Annotated in this window: 17 protein-coding genes; 9 read left to right on the top strand and 8 right to left on the bottom strand. The window is 53.5% G+C overall.

Annotation, left to right across the window (positions count from 1 at the left end; translation table 11 throughout):
- The first annotated feature begins 26 nt into the window (after positions 1–26).
- The 5 genes from dnaE to tilS all read left to right on the top strand — a co-directional run bounded on the left by dnaE (position 27) and on the right by tilS (position 8540).
- Entirely contained in the window at positions 27–3509 is a 3483-nt protein-coding gene (gene dnaE, locus AB4K05_RS16260; RefSeq protein ID WP_368480985.1) for a DNA polymerase III subunit alpha, read from the top strand.
- Between the two features lie 12 nt (positions 3510–3521).
- Positions 3522–4481, top strand: coding sequence for an acetyl-CoA carboxylase carboxyl transferase subunit alpha (accA, locus tag AB4K05_RS16255; RefSeq protein WP_368480984.1), 960 nt, complete (start codon positions 3522–3524; stop codon positions 4479–4481).
- Between the two features lie 104 nt (positions 4482–4585).
- Positions 4586–6736, top strand: a complete 2151-nt coding sequence (locus AB4K05_RS16250) for a lysine decarboxylase LdcC (RefSeq protein WP_368480983.1) — start codon at positions 4586–4588, stop codon at positions 6734–6736.
- 49 nt (positions 6737–6785) lie between these two features.
- Complete coding sequence (locus tag AB4K05_RS16245; RefSeq protein WP_368480982.1) at positions 6786–7175, top strand: VOC family protein; 390 nt, start codon at positions 6786–6788, stop codon at positions 7173–7175.
- A gap of 57 nt (positions 7176–7232) precedes the next feature.
- On the top strand, positions 7233–8540 hold the full coding sequence (gene tilS / locus AB4K05_RS16240) for a tRNA lysidine(34) synthetase TilS (protein WP_368480981.1): 1308 nt from the start codon (positions 7233–7235) through the stop codon (positions 8538–8540).
- Positions 8541–8556: 16 nt separating this feature from the next.
- Here the strand turns inward: tilS and rof are convergent, their stop codons facing one another.
- Positions 8557–8817, bottom strand: coding sequence for a Rho-binding antiterminator (rof, locus tag AB4K05_RS16235; RefSeq protein ID WP_061282442.1), 261 nt, complete (start codon positions 8815–8817; stop codon positions 8557–8559).
- On the bottom strand, positions 8804–9004 hold the full coding sequence (locus AB4K05_RS16230) for a YaeP family protein (RefSeq protein WP_368480980.1): 201 nt from the start codon (positions 9002–9004) through the stop codon (positions 8804–8806). Before AB4K05_RS16230 ends, rof begins: the two co-directional genes overlap by 14 nt.
- 177 nt (positions 9005–9181) lie before the next feature.
- Here AB4K05_RS16230 and AB4K05_RS16225 point away from each other — a divergent pair, with 177 nt between their 5' ends.
- From AB4K05_RS16225 to nlpE, 3 genes are read left to right on the top strand one after another with little or no spacing between them, the layout of a single operon-like run.
- Complete coding sequence (locus AB4K05_RS16225) at positions 9182–9727, top strand: YaeQ family protein (RefSeq protein WP_368480979.1); 546 nt, start codon at positions 9182–9184, stop codon at positions 9725–9727.
- Positions 9724–10137 carry an alternative ribosome rescue aminoacyl-tRNA hydrolase ArfB gene (arfB, locus tag AB4K05_RS16220; RefSeq protein ID WP_368480978.1) on the top strand — a complete coding sequence of 138 codons (414 nt, stop codon included), beginning with the start codon at positions 9724–9726 and terminating at the stop codon, positions 10135–10137. Before AB4K05_RS16225 ends, arfB begins: the two co-directional genes overlap by 4 nt.
- Positions 10138–10173: 36 nt before the next feature.
- The gene (nlpE, locus tag AB4K05_RS16215; protein ID WP_368480977.1) at positions 10174–10872 is read left to right on the top strand and encodes an envelope stress response activation lipoprotein NlpE; all 699 of its coding nucleotides are present in this window, start codon (positions 10174–10176) and stop codon (positions 10870–10872) included.
- A gap of 178 nt (positions 10873–11050) precedes the next feature.
- Here nlpE and proS read toward each other — a convergent pair whose 3' ends face one another.
- The 6 genes from proS to metN form a co-directional block, all read right to left on the bottom strand.
- A complete protein-coding gene (gene proS / locus AB4K05_RS16210) occupies positions 11051–12769 on the bottom strand; it encodes a proline--tRNA ligase (RefSeq protein ID WP_368480976.1) in 1719 nt (572 codons plus the stop codon).
- Positions 12770–12881: 112 nt separating this feature from the next.
- The gene (tsaA, locus tag AB4K05_RS16205) at positions 12882–13589 is read right to left on the bottom strand and encodes a tRNA (N6-threonylcarbamoyladenosine(37)-N6)-methyltransferase TrmO (RefSeq protein WP_368480975.1); all 708 of its coding nucleotides are present in this window, start codon (positions 13587–13589) and stop codon (positions 12882–12884) included.
- The gene (gene rcsF / locus AB4K05_RS16200) at positions 13586–13990 is read right to left on the bottom strand and encodes an Rcs stress response system protein RcsF (RefSeq protein ID WP_368480974.1); all 405 of its coding nucleotides are present in this window, start codon (positions 13988–13990) and stop codon (positions 13586–13588) included. The genes tsaA and rcsF overlap by 4 nt, the downstream gene beginning before the upstream one ends.
- A 111-nt stretch (positions 13991–14101) precedes the next feature.
- The gene (gene metQ, locus AB4K05_RS16195; protein ID WP_368480973.1) at positions 14102–14917 is read right to left on the bottom strand and encodes a methionine ABC transporter substrate-binding lipoprotein MetQ; all 816 of its coding nucleotides are present in this window, start codon (positions 14915–14917) and stop codon (positions 14102–14104) included.
- A 40-nt stretch (positions 14918–14957) separates the two neighbouring features.
- Complete coding sequence (locus AB4K05_RS16190) at positions 14958–15611, bottom strand: methionine ABC transporter permease MetI (RefSeq protein WP_368480972.1); 654 nt, start codon at positions 15609–15611, stop codon at positions 14958–14960.
- Positions 15604–16635, bottom strand: coding sequence for a methionine ABC transporter ATP-binding protein MetN (gene metN / locus AB4K05_RS16185; RefSeq protein WP_368480971.1), 1032 nt, complete (start codon positions 16633–16635; stop codon positions 15604–15606). The genes AB4K05_RS16190 and metN overlap by 8 nt, the downstream gene beginning before the upstream one ends.
- A gap of 188 nt (positions 16636–16823) precedes the next feature.
- On the opposite strand from metN, the gene gmhB reads away from it, so the two are divergent.
- A complete protein-coding gene (gmhB, locus tag AB4K05_RS16180) occupies positions 16824–17387 on the top strand; it encodes a D-glycero-beta-D-manno-heptose 1,7-bisphosphate 7-phosphatase (protein WP_368480970.1) in 564 nt (187 codons plus the stop codon).
- The last annotated feature ends 243 nt before the right edge of the window (positions 17388–17630 follow it).

Here is a 17630-nt window from a genome sequence, read left to right as displayed (position 1 = left end):
CGAGATAAGTAAACCGGAATTTAAAAATGGCTGAACCACGTTTCGTGCATCTGCGGGTGCATAGCGACTACTCCATGATCGATGGGCTGGCAAAAACCGGGCCGCTGGTAAAAAAGGCGGCCTCATTGGGTATGCCTGCACTGGCGATCACCGATTTTACCAACCTGTGCGGCCTGGTGAAGTTCTACGGAGCGGGCCACGGTGCCGGGATTAAACCGATTGTCGGCGCTGATTTTCATGTTCAAAGCGAACTGTTCGGCGACGAACTGGCCCAACTTACCGTTCTGGCGGCCAATAACACGGGCTACCAGAATCTGACGCTGCTGATTTCAAAAGCCTATCAGCGCGGCTATGGTGCGGCGGGGCCGATTATCGACCGCGACTGGCTGGTTGAATTAAAAGAAGGGCTGATTTTGCTCTCCGGCGCACGGATGGGCGACGTTGGCCGCGCCTTGCTGCGCGGTAACATGGCCTTGGCCGAACAGTGTGTGGCGTTTTATGAAGAGCATTTTCCTGACGCCTATTTCCTCGAACTTATCCGTACCGGCAGACAAGATGAAGAAGCCTATCTGCATGCGGCGGTGGGCTTAGCGGAGACGCGCGGTCTGCCGGTAGTGGCAACCAACGACGTTCGTTTCCTCGAGCCAGGTGACTTTGATGCGCACGAAATTCGTGTGGCTATCCACGATGGTTTCACACTCGACGACCCAAAACGCCCGCGTAACTACTCTTTGCAGCAATACATGCGCAGCGAAGATGAGATGTGCGAGCTGTTCTCTGATATCCCGGAAGCGTTGGTAAATAGCGTAGAAATTGCCAAACGCTGTAACGTGACGGTCCGTCTCGGCGAATACTTCCTGCCACAGTTCCCGACCGGTGAGATGACCACTGAGGATTTCCTCGTGGCGAAATCGCACGAAGGTTTGGAAGAGCGTCTGGAATTCCTGTTCCCCGATCCGCAAGTACGGGCAGAGAAACGCCCGCCTTACGATGAACGTCTGGAGATTGAACTTAAAGTTATCAACCAGATGGGCTTCCCCGGCTACTTCCTGATCGTAATGGAGTTTATCCAGTGGTCGAAGGATAACGGCGTGCCGGTAGGACCAGGACGTGGTTCCGGTGCTGGTTCGCTTGTGGCATATGCGCTAAAAATCACCGACCTTGACCCACTGGAATTTGACCTCCTGTTCGAACGTTTCCTTAACCCGGAACGTGTCTCGATGCCCGACTTCGACGTTGACTTCTGTATGGAGAAACGTGACCAGGTTATCGACCACGTGGCAGAAATGTACGGGCGTGACGCGGTATCGCAGATCATTACCTTTGGTACCATGGCGGCGAAAGCGGTTATCCGTGACGTAGGCCGTGTACTGGGCCATCCGTATGGCTTTGTCGATCGCATCTCTAAACTGGTGCCGCCAGATCCGGGCATGACGCTGGCGAAAGCCTTTGAAGCTGAACCTCAGTTGCCAGAAATTTATGAGGCGGATGAAGAGGTTCGTGCGCTGATCGACATGGCGCGCAAGCTTGAAGGTGTCACTCGTAACGCCGGTAAACACGCCGGGGGCGTGGTTATTGCGCCAACCAAAATTACCGACTTTGCGCCGCTTTATTGCGATGAGCAGGGTCTGCATCCGGTTACCCAGTTCGATAAGAACGACGTGGAATATGCCGGCCTTGTGAAGTTCGACTTCCTCGGCTTGCGTACGCTCACCATCATCAACTGGGCGCTGGAGATGATCAACGCCCGCCGCGAACGTAACGGTGAACCGCCGCTGGATATTGCCGCTATCCCGCTGGATGACAAGAAAAGCTTCGACATGCTGCAACGCTCGGAAACCACGGCGGTATTCCAGCTTGAATCCCGCGGCATGAAGGATCTGATTAAACGCCTGCAGCCTGACTGCTTCGAAGATATGATTGCCCTCGTGGCCCTGTTCCGTCCGGGCCCGTTGCAATCAGGGATGGTAGATAACTTTATCGACCGTAAGCACGGCCGTGAAGAGATCTCTTATCCCGATGTGCAGTGGCAGCATGAGTGCCTGAAGCCAGTGTTGGAACCGACCTACGGCATTATCCTGTATCAAGAACAGGTCATGCAGATTGCCCAGGAGCTCTCCGGCTACACCCTCGGCGGCGCAGATATGTTGCGTCGTGCAATGGGTAAGAAAAAGCCAGAAGAGATGGCCAAACAGCGTGGCACCTTTGAAGAAGGGGCGAAAAGTCGCGGTGTTGACGGCGAACTGGCGATGAAAATCTTCGATCTGGTAGAGAAATTCGCCGGTTACGGATTTAACAAATCCCACTCCGCTGCCTATGCTTTAGTGTCCTATCAGACACTGTGGCTGAAAGCGCACTATCCCGCCGAGTTTATGGCGGCGGTGATGACCGCCGATATGGACAACACCGAGAAGGTGGTTGGCTTGGTGGATGAGTGTTGGCGAATGGGGTTGAAAATCCTGCCGCCAGATATCAATTCCGGTTTATATCATTTCCACGTGAATCATGACGGGGAAATCGTGTATGGTATCGGCGCGATTAAAGGCGTTGGTGAAGGCCCGATTGAAGCGATCATTGAAGCGCGCAACAACGGGGGCTATTTCCGCGAGCTGTTTGACCTGTGCGCGCGCACCGACACCAAAAAGCTCAATCGCCGGGTCCTAGAAAAATTGATTATGTCCGGGGCGTTCGACCGACTCGGGCCGCACCGCGCAGCGCTGATGAATTCGCTGGGTGACGCGTTAAAAGCCGCCGATCAGCACGCGAAAGCGGAGGCTATCGGTCAGGCGGATATGTTCGGCGTGTTGGCCGAAGAGCCGGAGCAGATAGAGCAGTCGTATGCAAACTGTCAGCCTTGGCCTGAACACACGGTACTGGAAGGTGAACGGGAAACGTTAGGTTTATACTTAACCGGCCACCCGATTAACCAGTATCTGAAAGAAATTGAGCGCTATGTCGGCGGCTATCGGCTCAAAGACATGCATCCGACAGAACGTGGTAAAGTCACCACGGCTGCGGGGCTCGTGATTGCTGCAAGGGTTATGGTCACCAAGCGCGGCAATCGTATCGGCATCTGTACCATCGATGACCGTTCCGGGCGGCTAGAGGTGATGTTATTCACCGAAGCTCTGGAAAAATACCAGCATCTGCTGGAAAACGACCGCATACTTATCGTCAGCGGACAGGTCAGCTTTGATGACTTCAGCGGCGGCCTTAAAATGATGGCCCGCGAAGTGATGGACATTGACGAAGCCCGGGAAAAATACGCTCGCGGGCTTGCTATCTCGCTGACGGACAGGCAAATTGATGACCAGCTTTTAAACCGACTCCGTCAGTCTCTGGAACCCCATCGTTCGGGAACCATTCCAGTACATCTCTACTATCAGAGGGCGGATGCACGTGCGCGGTTGCGTTTCGGTGCAACCTGGCGTGTCTCTCCGAGCGATCGTTTACTCAACGATCTGCGTAGCCTCATCGGTTCGGAGCAGGTGGAACTGGAGTTTGACTAATACAGGAATACTATGAGTCTGAATTTCCTAGATTTTGAACAGCCGATTGCAGAGCTGGAAGCAAAAATCGATTCTCTGACTGCGGTTAGCCGTCAGGATGAGAAACTGGATATTAACATCGACGAAGAAGTGCATCGTCTGCGCGAAAAAAGCGTAGAGTTGACGCGCAAAATCTTTGCCGATCTCGGCGCATGGCAGGTAGCCCAACTGGCGCGCCATCCACAGCGTCCGTACACCCTGGATTATGTCCGTCTGGCGTTTGATGAATTTGACGAACTGGCAGGCGATCGCGCATATGCCGACGACAAAGCTATCGTTGGTGGTATCGCCCGTCTGGACGGTCGTCCTGTGATGATCATTGGTCATCAGAAAGGCCGTGAAACCAAAGAAAAAATCCGTCGCAACTTCGGCATGCCGGCACCGGAAGGTTACCGTAAAGCCCTGCGTCTGATGGAAATGGCTGAACGCTTCAACATGCCGATTGTGACCTTCATCGATACCCCGGGTGCATACCCAGGTGTAGGTGCGGAAGAGCGCGGTCAGTCCGAGGCTATCGCCCGCAACCTGCGTGAAATGTCGCGTCTGAGCGTACCGGTCATCTGCACCGTCATTGGTGAAGGTGGTTCTGGCGGCGCACTGGCTATCGGCGTGGGTGATAAAGTGAATATGCTGCAGTACAGCACCTATTCAGTTATCTCTCCGGAAGGTTGTGCATCTATTCTGTGGAAAAGCGCCGACAAAGCACCGTTGGCGGCAGAAGCGATGGGTATTATTGCCCCGCGTCTAAAAGAGCTGAAGCTTATCGATTCCATTATCCAGGAACCGCTGGGCGGCGCGCACCGCAACCCGGAAGCTATCGCGGCATCGTTGAAAGCGCAAATCCTTGCCGATCTTGCGGATCTCGATGTGCTGAGCAAAGAAGATCTGCTCAACCGCCGTTATCAGCGTCTGATGACTTACGGCTACGCGTAATACGAACATAAGACGTTCCTGAAAAGGGCCACAGTTTGTGGCCCTTTTTTATTACCTGTAGCCTACCTGCGCTATGATAGGAGAAGGTTTTCCAGGAGGAACGGATGAATATTATTGCCATTATGGGGCCGCACGGCGTCTACTACAAAGATGAGCCGATTAAAGAGCTGGAGGCTGCACTTGTCGCTCAGGGCTTCAAAATTATCTGGCCACAGAACAGCGCCGACCTGCTGAAATTAATTGAACATAACCCGCGTATCAGCGGGGTGATATTTGATTGGGATGAATACAGCGTCGATCTCTGCGGTGAGATTAATCAGCTTAATGAATACCTGCCGCTTTACGCCTTTATTAATGCTCACTCCACAATGGATGTTAGCGCACATGATATGCGCATGGCGCTGTGGTTCTTTGAATACGGATTAGGTCAGGCTGACGATATTGCAACCCGCATTCGGCAGTACAACGACGAGTATCTCGAGAACATCATGCCGCCGTTTACCAAAGCGCTCTTTACCTATGTCACCGAGGGGAAGTACACCTTCTGTACTCCGGGGCATATGGCGGGCACGGCGTACCAGAAAAGCCCGGTAGGCTGCCTATTCTATGATTTCTTTGGCGCTAACACGCTAAAAGCGGATGTCTCTATCTCAGTTACCGAGTTAGGGTCGCTGCTTGACCACACCGGGCCGCACCTCGAGGCGGAGGAGTACATTGCCCGCACCTTTGGCGCTGAACAGAGCTATATGGTCACCAACGGCACCTCAACTTCGAATAAAATCGTTGGCATGTACGCCGCGCCTAGCGGCAGTACGCTGCTGATTGACCGTAACTGCCATAAATCACTGGCGCACCTGCTGATGATGAACGACGTGGTGCCGTTGTGGCTAAAGCCAACGCGCAATGCGCTGGGGATTCTGGGCGGGATCCCGAAGCGGGAGTTTACTCGCGATAGTCTGCAACAGAAGGTCAATAGCACCGAAAATGCGCAATGGCCGGTGCATGCGGTGATCACCAACTCTACCTATGATGGCCTGCTGTACAACACCAACTGGATAAAGCAGACCTTGGATGTGCCGTCGATTCACTTTGACTCCGCTTGGGTGCCGTACACTCACTTCCACCCAATCTACCAAGGCAAAAGTGGGATGAGCGGCGAACGCGTGCCGGGAAAAGTGTTTTTCGAAACGCAGTCCACCCACAAAATGCTGGCGGCGCTGTCCCAAGCTTCGCTGATCCATATTAAAGGCGATTACGACGAAGATACCTTCAACGAAGCCTTTATGATGCATACCTCCACTTCACCGAGCTATCCGATCGTTGCCTCTATTGAAACTGCGGCCGCGATGCTGCGCGGTAATCCCGGCAAGCGGTTGATCAACCGCTCGGTAGAGCGGGCGCTGCACTTCCGCAAAGAGGTACAACGGCTACGCGAAGAGTCTGATAGCTGGTTCTTCGATATCTGGCAGCCGGAAGAGATTGATGAGGCCGAGTGCTGGCCGGTTTCGCCAGGTGAAGATTGGCATGGCTTTAGTGACGCCGATGCCGATCATATGTTCCTCGATCCGGTTAAGGTGACCATTCTGACGCCGGGGATGGACGAGCAGGGAAACATGAGCGACGAGGGGATCCCGGCGGCGCTGGTGGCAAAATATCTCGACGAGCACGGTGTGGTTGTGGAGAAAACGGGCCCCTATAACCTGCTGTTCCTGTTCAGTATCGGTATCGATAAAACGCGTGCGATGGGGCTGCTTCGTGGGCTGACGGAATTTAAACGGGCGTACGATCTTAACCTGCGGGTGAAAAACATGCTTCCGGATCTCTATGCGGAAGATCCTGATTTTTACCGCAATATGCGCATTCAGGATCTGGCGCAGGGTATCCATCGCCTCATTCGCCAACACGATCTGCCAAGCCTGATGCTGCGCGCGTTCGACGTTTTACCGGAGATGAAGCTGACGCCGCACCGCGCGTGGCAAAAGCAGATCAAAGGTGAGGTAGAAACCATTGCGCTGGAAGATCTGGTGGGGCGTATTTCCGCAAATATGATCCTGCCTTATCCGCCAGGTGTTCCGCTGCTGATGCCGGGCGAGATGATCACCGCCGAGAGCCGTTCCGTGCTCGATTTCTTGTTGATGCTCTGTTCCGTTGGACGACATTATCCGGGCTTTGAAACCGATATTCATGGTGCAAAACGCGATGAAAACGGTGTCTACCGTGTGAGAGTCCTAAAAACCCCGGTGGGGGTTGCGTGATGGCGGCCTGCACGGTTAAGTTGTTGCAAAAAGGTTAACGGAGAAAACGATGCTGGGATTAAAACAGATTCATCACATTGCGATTATTGCCACTGATTATGCGAAGAGTCGCTCTTTTTACTGTGACATTTTGGGATTTACGCTGCAGAGCGAAGTGTATCGGGAGGCGCGTGATTCGTGGAAAGGCGATTTGGCGTTAAATGGTCAGTATACAATTGAGCTGTTTTCTTTCCCGTTCCCACCGGCGCGTCCGAGTCGCCCAGAGGCATGTGGGCTGCGCCATTTGGCCTTTAGCGTTGATGATATCGATGCGGCCGTTGCGCATCTGACGGCCCACGGCGTGGCCTGCGAGGACATTCGTATCGACCCGTTTACCGATAAACGCTTTACCTTTTTCAACGATCCTGATGGCCTGCCGCTGGAACTCTATCAGCAGTAGGGCTTGTCAGCGCCAGCCCGGGCGGGTAACGTGCCGGGCAAGGCTCTCTTTCATAAAATGACGATGACTCAACCTTCCGTTGTGCAACAGCTTTCCCCTCACCGCCAATTTTTGGTGGCGTTTAGCGGTGGCCTGGATTCGACGGTGCTACTGCACCAGTTGGTGTGCTGGCGTCAATCGGACCCGACGATATTGCTGCGGGCCATTCATATCCATCACGGTATTAGTGCTAACGCCGATAGCTGGGCGGCTCACTGCCAGCGGATGTGCGCTGAATGGCAGGTGCCACTGGTGGTCGAACGAGTGAAGCTTGCACAAAGCGGAATTGGGCTCGAGGCCGAGGCCAGAGCAGCGCGCTACCGTGCGTTTCGCGACGCGCTTAAACCGGGTGACGTTCTGGTGACGGCACAGCATCTCGACGATCAAAGTGAAACCCTGCTACTGGCGCTTAAACGCGGCAGCGGCCCGGCCGGGCTATCAGCGATGCCGGTCAACGCTGCATTTGCCAATACGCGACTGATTCGCCCGCTGTTGCAGCAATCGCGCGCTTCACTTCAGCAGTGGGCGGATAACTACGCGTTGACGTGGATTGAAGATGAGAGCAATCAGGATGATGCCTACGATCGCAACTTCCTGCGTCTGCGGGTTATGCCGCTGTTAAATGCTCGCTGGCCGCATTTTGCCGAGGCTGTATCGCGTAGTGCGGCGCTGTGTGGCGAGCAGGAACAACTGCTGGATGAGCTGCTGGCGGATGAGCTCTCACAACTGCTGTCGGCGGAGGGCGCTCTGGATATTGCCCCTCTGCTCGAGATGAGCGCAGCCAAGCGCGCGGCGCTCTTGCGGCGTTGGTTAGCTTGGCACCATGCGCCGATGCCATCACGCGAAATGATGGTGCGCATTTGGCAGGAAGTGGCGCTGGCGCGAGAAGATGCCGCGCCATGTCTGCGTCTGGGTGACTTTGAAATACGTCGCTTTCGCCAGCAGCTTTGGTGGATAAAGGCGCAGGCTGGACAAACAGAAACGGTACTGGCCTGGGTCGATACCCACTCGGCGCTGGTTCTGCCGGATAATCTCGGCACTTTGCATCTGATTGCGGGGGGCAATATCCGTGCACCCCATCGCGATGAAAGCGTGTCGGTGCGCTTTAAAGCGCCGGGAATGCTGCATATTGTCGGGCGTCACGGCGGACGTAAACTGAAGAAAATCTGGCAGGAGCTGGGCGTACCGCCTTGGCTACGTGATACCACGCCGCTGCTGTTTTACGGTGAAACGTTAATTGCAGCCGCTGGGCATTTTGTCACTCAAGAAGGCGCAGTCGATGCTGAAAGGGGTGTGATGTTACGGTGGGAGAAAACGGGCGGTTAAACCGCCCGCTTCTGAATTATGACTCGCTGACAACCACGGTGCCGATTTCGGGGTGGCTGAAGCTGGTTATGCGGTCAAGCCGCAATTCGCGTAGCTCACCTGCGCTGTCGACAACCAAGTATTCCACGTTTTTACGGGAAACCAGATCGTGTGCCTTGGCCTGCAGCACTTCGCCATCTTTCAGTTCCAGCGCCAGCACGAGATGGTGCTGGCAGGCAAGCTCGAGATTGTCATAGTCATCGCAATTGATGGGTTGATACGTATCATTCATTGACATAATCGCTCACCAGTAAGTTTGCCGCTGCATACGCAGCTTTGTCCCTGACTGACGCAGAAATGGCGTCATCCGCCGCAACTTCGTTCAAGACCTTCAGTACACAGCCTAGTGCATCCGGGATATATCCCAAATCGCCGCTGGCAATTTCCGCATAGCGTTGACGAATTAATTCACAATAGTTGCCCACATGCCCCCCTGTCAGCGCTTCAATTAAGCCTATGAAGATAATCTCCGTTTAGCAAGGTGACTATATCATACTCATTTAAGCATTATCAGCGAGATGAGCGGCGGCAGATGTAATTCGGGACAGCCTTTTGCGCCTGATTTCGCTACAATGAGCCCCATTTTTCGCAGGAGTTATCTGATGGCGCTGAAAGCAACAATTTATAAAGCGGTGGTCAATGTAGCGGATATCGACCGCAACCAGTTTCTGGACGCGTCTTTAACGCTGGCCCGCCACCCGTCTGAAACCCAGGAACGCATGATGCTGCGTCTGCTGGCGTGGATTAAATACGCCGATGAGCGTCTGCAGTTTACCCGTGGCCTCTCCTCTGAGGATGAGCCGGAAGTGTGGTTGCGTAACGATCACCTAGGTATCGACCTGTGGATTGAGCTGGGCCTGCCGGATGAACGGCGGATTAAAAAAGCCTGTAGTCAGTCTCAGGAAGTGGCACTGTTTACCTATAACAGCCGCTCGGCTGAAATCTGGTGGCAGCAAAACCAAAACAAGCTGGCGGGCTTTAAAAACCTGAGTATCTGGTATCTGGATGACGAGCAACTGGCGAAACTTAGTGCTTTTGCCGAGCGTACGATGACGTTGCAAGCGACGTTGCAGGAAGGCGCAATCTGGCTTTCCGATGCTCAGAATAATCTGGAACTACATTTCACGGCCTGGCAGACGCCTGCATGATTACGCTTTCCGGTCAGGTGAGCATTTCGGATGATGAGCTAACGATCACCGCTATCCGCTCCCAAGGGGCGGGCGGTCAGCATGTGAATAAGACCTCTACGGCGATTCATTTGCGTTTTGACATCCGGGCTTCGAGCCTGCCAGAGTATTACAAAGAGCGTCTGCTGGCCGCTAGCCACCACTTAATTTCTGCTGACGGTGTGATTATTATTAAGGCGCAGGAATATCGTAGCCAAGAAATGAACCGTGAAGCGGCGATAGCTCGTTTGGTGGCAGTCATTCAGATGCTCACGACAGAACAAAAAAGCCGGCGCCCAACGCGCCCAACGCGTGCATCAAAAGAGCGGCGGTTGAACACGAAAGCACAAAAGTCATCAGTAAAATCGATGCGCGGCAAGGTTCGCTACTAAGCTGAATAGAGATTTTATAAGAATAAGGAAATGAGAGTGAAAAAAGCGATATTGGCCATGGCGGCCACGGGGATGCTGTTTGGGCTGTTCGGATGTAATAATTCGGATATGACGGCGCTAAAACCGACTCACTCCGCAGAATTAACGCCAATGCAGCAAAGCTGGCGCGGCGTCATTCCGTGTGCCGATTGTGAAGGCATTGAGACCACGCTGTTCTTGGATAAGGACGGTACTTGGGTGATGAACGAGCATTATCAGGGCGTAAGCCGCGAGCCGTCTTCGTTCGGTTCTTACGGCACCTGGGCGCGTACTGCCGATAAGCTGGTGCTTACCGACAGCTTAGGAGAGAAATCCTACTATCGGCCGAAAGGGGACAAGCTGGAGATGCTTGATCGTGAAGGTAATGCGATTGAGACCAAGCTGAACTATACGCTTGAGCCGGTCAAAGCTAGCCTGCCGACGACGCCGATGACGATGCGTGGTATGTACTTCTATATGGCAGATGCCGCTACCTTTACCGACTGTGCTACCGGCAAGCGTGTCGCGGTTGCCAGCAGTGCACAGCTGGAGCGTGACTACCTTAACGCGCGGGGCAACGACAGCAAGCCGGTGCTGGTGGTGGTGGAAGGACATTTCACCCAAGAACCAAATCCGGATACCGGCGTGATGGTGAAAACGCTGGCGGCGGATAAAGCCGGCAAGTTTGAGCCTGGGAAAGACTGCACCATTAAGTAATGGCATCCTGTAGGCCGGATAGGACGCCTGGCGTCGCTATCCGGCAATGTGCCTGTGGTGCCTGATGGCGCTTCGCTTATCAGGCCTACAGAGAGCAATAAAAAGCCTCGCATAGTGCGAGGCTTTTTTGTAGCCGGACAAGGCGTTAATGCCGACTCCGGGAGGAGGGCATACGCAATCAGCCCTTAATGGCTTTCACCAAGTAATCTACGATATCGCCAGTTTTGATCAGCTGCTTATCGCCGTTACGACGGTATTTGTATTCGATATCGTCGTTGTCGAGGTTACGGTCACCCAGCACGATAGTATGTGGAATACCGATAAGCTCCATATCAGCAAACATCACGCCAGGACGCTCTTTACGATCGTCCATCAGCACTTCAATGCCCTGCGCGCGCAGCTCGGCGTACAGCTTCTCTGCCAGCTCCTGCACACGATAAGACTTGTGCATGTTCATTGGCAGGATGGCAACCTGGAACGGCGCGATAGCGTCCGGCCACAGAATGCCGCGATCGTCAAAGTTCTGCTCGATAGCTGCTGCCACCACACGAGTCACCCCGATACCGTAGCAGCCCATGGTCAGAACCTGATTACGACCATCTTCGCCCTGTACGGAGGCTTTCATCGCTTCAGAGTACTTGGTACCCAATTGGAAAATGTGACCGACTTCGATGCCGCGCTTAATCAGCAGGGTGCCTTTACCATCCGGGCTCGGATCGCCGGCGACCACGTTACGGATATCAGCCACTTCTGGCGTCGTTACGTCGCGGTCCCAGTTGATGCCGAAGTAGTGTTTGCCATCGATGTTTGCGCCAGCGGCGAAATCGCTCATTACTGCGACGGTGCGGTCGATAACCACTGGAATCGGCATGTTAACCGGGCCCAGAGAACCAGGACCAGCCTGCACCAGTTCACGGATTTCCGCTTCAGTGGCGAAGGTCAGTGGGCTGGCAACCAGCGGCAGTTTTTCCGCTTTCACTTCGTTCAGCTCGTGATCGCCGCGAACCAGCAGGGCAACCAGCGGAGACTTGCTACCTTCAACCGCTTTCACCAGCAGGGTTTTTACGGTTTTTTCGATTGGCAGGTTGAATTGCTCAACCAACTCGGCGATGGTTTTGGCGTTTGGCGTCTCAACCAGCGTCATTTCCTGGGTCGCTGCGGCGCGTGGCGCTTTCGGCGCGACGGCTTCAGCGAACTCGATGTTTGCCGCGAAATCGGAGGAGTCAGAGAAGATCACGTCATCTTCGCCGCTCTGTGCCAGCACCTGGAATTCGTGAGATGCGCTACCGCCGATAGAGCCGGTATCTGCCTGTACTGCACGGAAGTCCAGACCCATGCGGCTGAAGATTTTGCTGTACGCTGCGTACATCGCATCGTAGGTTTCCTGAAGGGATTCCTGAGAAGTATGGAAAGAGTAGGCATCTTTCATCAGGAACTCACGGGAACGCATCACACCAAAACGTGGGCGCACTTCGTCACGGAATTTGGTCTGGATCTGGAAGAAGTTCAGCGGCAGCTGTTTGTAAGAGCTCAGCTCGTTACGAATCAGGTCGGTGATGACTTCTTCGTGCGTTGGGCCAAGGACGAACGAACGGTCGCCACGATCAACAAAACGCAGCAGTTCCGGGCCATACTGTTCCCAGCGACCGCTCTCCTGCCACAGCTCAGCGGGCTGAACCACGGGCATAGACACCTCGATTGCACCGGCGTTGTTCATTTCTTCACGCACGATGTTTTCGACTTTTTTCAGGACGCGCAGACCGGTTGGCAGCCAGGCATATAACCCGGAGGCCAGTTTGCGGATCATCCCGGCGCGCAGCATCAGCTGGTGGCTGATGACCTCGGCGTCGGCAGGTGTCTCCTTCAGAGTGGAGAGCAGGTATTGGCTAGTACGCATGTTGTTACGGTTCCAGTTGGACGACAAAACAGGCTCAAAACGGGCCTGGCACAAAAACAAAGTGATTTAGTTTACCAGCGAGAAAGAGATGTCAAAAGAGAGCGCGGAGAAATTACCGAGTTTCTAGAGCAAAGACTTCAAATCCCGACGACGTTACGCGCCAGCGGACATTAAAATCGAGCAGCCAGACGGCGTAGGTTTTTCCCTCTACCTCATTTTTACGATAGGCCGGGCGCGGGTCTTGCGCGAGCACCTCGGTAATAAACTGACGTAGATGCGGGTAACGTTTCTCAAGCCCGACAAGTTGCTGGGCAATCTCGTGACTAAAGGTGATATCAACGCCGGCCGTTGGTGCGTCTTGCGCATAGCTCGCGCGTGCATCCGGCAGAGATTCGGCGAACGGCAAATAGGGTTTGATATCGACCACCGGGGTGCCGTCGACTAAATCCAGTCCGCCAAGCTCTAAAATGACATGCTCTTTATGGCAGCGAATACCGCGCAGCTCGACCAGCGACATCCCGATAGGGTTCGGACGGAAGGTTGAGCGGGTTGCAAATACGCCCATCCGTGCGTTGCCGCCGAGCCGGGGAGGGCGCACCGTTGGGCGCCAGCCGCCTTCCATTGTCTGATGGAAAACAAACAGCACCCACAGATGGCTGAACGCCTCCAAGCCGCGCACCGCGTCGGCTTGGTTGTAGGGTGGCAGCAGATGCAGCTCTCCGCTACAGCTTTTGACCAGCCCCGGCTGGCGAGGTACGGCAAACTTCTCTTTATAAGGAGAGCGGATAACGCCTATTTGCTCAAATGAGAATGGGCTCATTTCGCACTAACGTTAAGCGCAGACCCGATACAGACGGCCTGACGGTAGCAGCCTGGTGCACCGCTGGTGACTTCACAGCTGTGCAGCAGTACGGCGTTCGCCTTCATTTTCGAGGCATTAATCTGCATGCGTTTGCGTGCAGTGGGAATATTGGGTGGTGAATCTTGGTTTGTGGCCTGACACGAGTCACCCGAGACTTCGCCTAAGTCACGGAACGGCTTGCCGACCAGATCTTCTGCGTTGGTAATAATTCGGACGGGCGTTGCGCGTTGCGCTTTCGGTTTTGCGGTCTCCGTTTTGACTGGAGTCGCAGTGCTTTGAACAGGCTCAACAGGAGATCTGTTTAACATGGAGCAGCCACCTAACAGGAGTGCTAATAAACAGACCGGTAAAGCACGCATACGTATTTCCTCAATAAGGGTAGACCAAGGGGGCTATTGAATCAGGTGCTTGCATAAATGACAAGACGGGCATGCGCCCGTCTTAAAAGATACTGTTTAGTGGTAATAGAATTACCAGCCTTTAACTGCGCCGCCGTTAAAGATTTTGTTCGCTGCTTCGTACACTTCGTCAGACTGGTACGCCTGAACGAATTTTTTCACGTTTTCCGCATCTTTGTTGTCTTCACGGGAGACGATCATGTTTACGTACGGAGAGTCTTTACCTTCAACGAAGATACCGTCTTTTGCCGGGGTCAGGCCGATCTGGCTAGCGTAGGTAGTGTTGATAACGGCCAGGGCAATCTGTGCATCGTCCAGAGAACGTGGCAGCTGCGGTGCTTCCAGCTCAACAATCTTCAGGTTTTTCGGGTTCTCAACGATATCCAGAGAGGTTGGCAGCAGGCCCACGTCGTCTTTCAGCTTGATCAGGCCTTCTTTTTGCAGCAGCAGCAGGGAACGACCGAGGTTAGTTGGGTCGTTAGGTACCGCGACCTGAGAGCCAGGCTGCAGTTCGTCCAGGGATTTGATTTTCTTGGAGTAGCCCGCGATTGGATACACGAAGGTGTTCCCTACGGAAACCAGTTTGTAGCCACGGTCTTTGATCTGCTGATCCAAGTATGGTTTATGCTGGAAGGCGTTGGCGTCGATGTCGCCTTTGCTCAGCGCTTCGTTCGGTAAAACGTAGTCGTTGAAGGTTACCAGTTCTACATCCAGACCGTATTTTTCTTTCGCCACTTTTTGTGCAACTTCAGCAACCTGCTGTTCTGCACCGACGATCACGCCGACTTTAATGTGGTTTGGATCTTTCTCATCCTGGCCGCAACCAACAAGAGCCAGAGAACCGATCAGGGCCCCAACTGCCGCAAAGGTTTTAAAATTGAACGCCATGTCTATATCCTTAAACTTATGAGTTGTGTTGTGTGTAACGCTATTTATGAGTGACTGCCCGAACGATACGATCGCCAGATAGTTGAATTAAATAAACCAGAACGACCAGCAATACCAGTACTGTATTCATCACGACCGCATTATAACCAATGTAACCGTACTGGTAGCCAATCTGCCCCAGACCACCGGCACCAACGGCACCGCCCATCGCAGAATAACCAACCAGCGTAATCAGGGTAATGGTTGCAGCATTCACTAAGCCGGGCATCGCTTCCGGCAGCAGGACTTTGCAGATGATTTGCATCGGCGTTGCGCCCATAGCACGAGAGGCTTCAATCAGACCGGTCGGGATTTCCAGCAGGGCGTTTTCCACCATACGGGCGATAAACGGCGCGGCACCGACGGTCAGCGGCACAATCGCGGCCTGCAGGCCGATGGATGTACCAACGATGACTCGGGTAAAGGGAATCATCCACACGAGCAGAATAATGAACGGGATAGAACGGAAGATATTGACCAGCGCGGAGAGCACGCGGTAAATCTTGCCGTTCTCGATGATTTGCCCTGGACGTGTGACATATAAAAGAACGCCAACCGGCAGGCCAAGGACGAAACCGAAAAAGCCCGACACAAACGTCATGGCCAGCGTTTCCCAGACGCCGCGCGCCAGTAACCACATCATGGCCTCAGACATATCCCAATACCTCTACTTTTACATGGTGTTGCTGCAACCAGCCAATAGCCGCTTGCGTATCTTCAGGTGTGCCGTGCATTTCGGTCAGCATGATGCCGAACTTCACGCCGCCTGCGTAATCCATCTGCGCGCTAATAATGTTGTTGTTGACGTTAAAGCGACGCGCGGTTTCTGACAGTAGCGGAGCATCGACTGATTGACCGGTGAACTCCATACGCAGCATCGGTACGCTATCGGCAGTTTGCTGCTCTTTAAGACGCGCCTGATAATCCTCTGGAATATCCAGATGCAGCGTGGCTTGAATAAACTGCTGGGCCAGCGGGGTCTTCGGATGAGAGAACATTTCGCTCACCGTGTCTTGCTCAATTAGCTCACCGTTACTGATGACGGCAACACAGTCACAAATGCGCTTCACCACATCCATTTCATGGGTGATAAGCAAAATGGTGAGGCCAAGACGACGGTTAATGTCTTTCAGCAATTCCAGAATAGAACGGGTTGTTGCCGGATCTAATGCGCTGGTGGCTTCATCGCACAGCAGAACTTTCGGGTTACTGGCCAGCGCACGGGCAATCGCGACACGCTGTTTTTGACCACCGGAAAGGTTTGCCGGATAGCTGTCGTGTTTATCCGCAAGCCCTACGAGTTCCAGCAGTTCAGTCACGCGGCGTTTGATTTCATCTTTAGGCGTATTGTCGAGTTCCAGCGGCAGCGCAACGTTACCAAAGACGGTACGTGAAGAGAGCAGGTTAAAGTGCTGGAAAATCATGCCAATCTGGCGACGTGCTTTGGTCAGTGCTGACTCAGATAAGGCAGTCAGATCCTGACCGTCAACCTGAACGCTGCCCTCGGTTGGGCGCTCAAGCAGGTTGACGCAGCGAATCAGCGTACTTTTGCCTGCACCGGATGCGCCAATGACGCCATAAATTTGTCCGGCGGGCACATGCAGGCTGACGTTATTCAGCGCCTGTATTGTACGGTGGCCCTGCTGGAACACTTTGGTGATGTTTGAAAGTTTAATCATTAGATTATTTATTATCGGTTAGGTGTTATCCACGGCATTTTGTTCTGCCAGAGACGGGCGATGACCGTCAACAAAATGGATGTTAAGGCATCTAGACGGCTAAATCAATCTTCTTTATGCGATCGCCGCTTTCTTGCCTAGCGAAACATGCGATACTAAAGAAACATGCCTTATTCAGGAGCAACACGGTGGCAAAGTCCGTACCCGCAATTTTTCTCGATCGTGATGGCACGATTAATGTCGATCATGGCTACGTCCATGAAATTGATGATTTCGAATTTATCGATGGCGTCATTGACGCAATGCGTGAATTAAAAGAAATGGGTTATGCCCTGATTCTGGTCACTAACCAGTCTGGTATCGCTCGCGGGAAATTTACCGAGGCGCAGTTTGAAACGCTGACGGAATGGATGGACTGGTCGCTGGCCGATCGCGGTGTTGATCTAGATGGTATCTATTTCTGCCCACACCACCCACAGGGTACAGTGGAAGAGTACCGCCAGGTATGTGATTGCCGTAAACCGCATCCGGGAATGTTGAAGTCGGCACAAGAGTACCTGCACATTGATATGGCTTCTTCTTATATGGTTGGTGACAAATTAGAAGATATGCAGGCAGCTGCTGCTGCGAACGTGGGGACGAAAGTGCTGGTGCGTACCGGTAAACCGGTGACTGAAGAAGCGGAACAAAGCGCCGATTGGGTGATTAATAGCCTGGCAGAACTGCCTGCAGCTATCAAAAAGCGGAAATAAGCGGCAAAAAGGTGAAAAGGTGAGCGGTTGAAAGAAAAATGCATATTTCCTCTTGTCAGCCTGAAATTACCCCCTATAATGCGGCCCCACTGAGACGGAACAACGGATTACAAGCCGCCGGGTCAGCGAGGTTCTCCTGAGAATCTCGGCAGAGAAAAGCGAAATTAAACGCTTGACTCTGAAAGAGGAAAGCGTAATATACGCCACCTCGCAACAGTGAGCGAAAGCCGTGTTGCACTGCTC

This window comes from Kluyvera sp. STS39-E, from assembly GCF_040932435.1.
Lineage (GTDB): Bacteria > Pseudomonadota > Gammaproteobacteria > Enterobacterales > Enterobacteriaceae > Kluyvera.
Note: the sequence above shows the minus strand (reverse complement) of the source record. Positions and strands in the feature narration are given on the sequence as shown.

Coding starts and splice junctions, on each gene's coding strand:
- AB4K05_RS16190 (WP_368480972.1), bottom strand. CDS start 15,611: ATGTCTGAGGCCATGATGTGGTTACTGGCGCGCGGCGTCTGGGAAACG.
- AB4K05_RS16245 (WP_368480982.1), top strand. CDS start 6,786: ATGCTGGGATTAAAACAGATTCATCACATTGCGATTATTGCCACTGAT.
- rcsF (WP_368480974.1), bottom strand. CDS start 13,990: ATGCGTGCTTTACCGGTCTGTTTATTAGCACTCCTGTTAGGTGGCTGC.
- dnaE (WP_368480985.1), top strand. CDS start 27: ATGGCTGAACCACGTTTCGTGCATCTGCGGGTGCATAGCGACTACTCC.
- tsaA (WP_368480975.1), bottom strand. CDS start 13,589: ATGAGCCCATTCTCATTTGAGCAAATAGGCGTTATCCGCTCTCCTTAT.
- accA (WP_368480984.1), top strand. CDS start 3,522: ATGAGTCTGAATTTCCTAGATTTTGAACAGCCGATTGCAGAGCTGGAA.
- AB4K05_RS16225 (WP_368480979.1), top strand. CDS start 9,182: ATGGCGCTGAAAGCAACAATTTATAAAGCGGTGGTCAATGTAGCGGAT.
- rof (WP_061282442.1), bottom strand. CDS start 8,817: ATGTCAATGAATGATACGTATCAACCCATCAATTGCGATGACTATGAC.
- arfB (WP_368480978.1), top strand. CDS start 9,724: ATGATTACGCTTTCCGGTCAGGTGAGCATTTCGGATGATGAGCTAACG.
- AB4K05_RS16250 (WP_368480983.1), top strand. CDS start 4,586: ATGAATATTATTGCCATTATGGGGCCGCACGGCGTCTACTACAAAGAT.
- proS (WP_368480976.1), bottom strand. CDS start 12,769: ATGCGTACTAGCCAATACCTGCTCTCCACTCTGAAGGAGACACCTGCC.
- metN (WP_368480971.1), bottom strand. CDS start 16,635: ATGATTAAACTTTCAAACATCACCAAAGTGTTCCAGCAGGGCCACCGT.
- tilS (WP_368480981.1), top strand. CDS start 7,233: ATGACGATGACTCAACCTTCCGTTGTGCAACAGCTTTCCCCTCACCGC.
- metQ (WP_368480973.1), bottom strand. CDS start 14,917: ATGGCGTTCAATTTTAAAACCTTTGCGGCAGTTGGGGCCCTGATCGGT.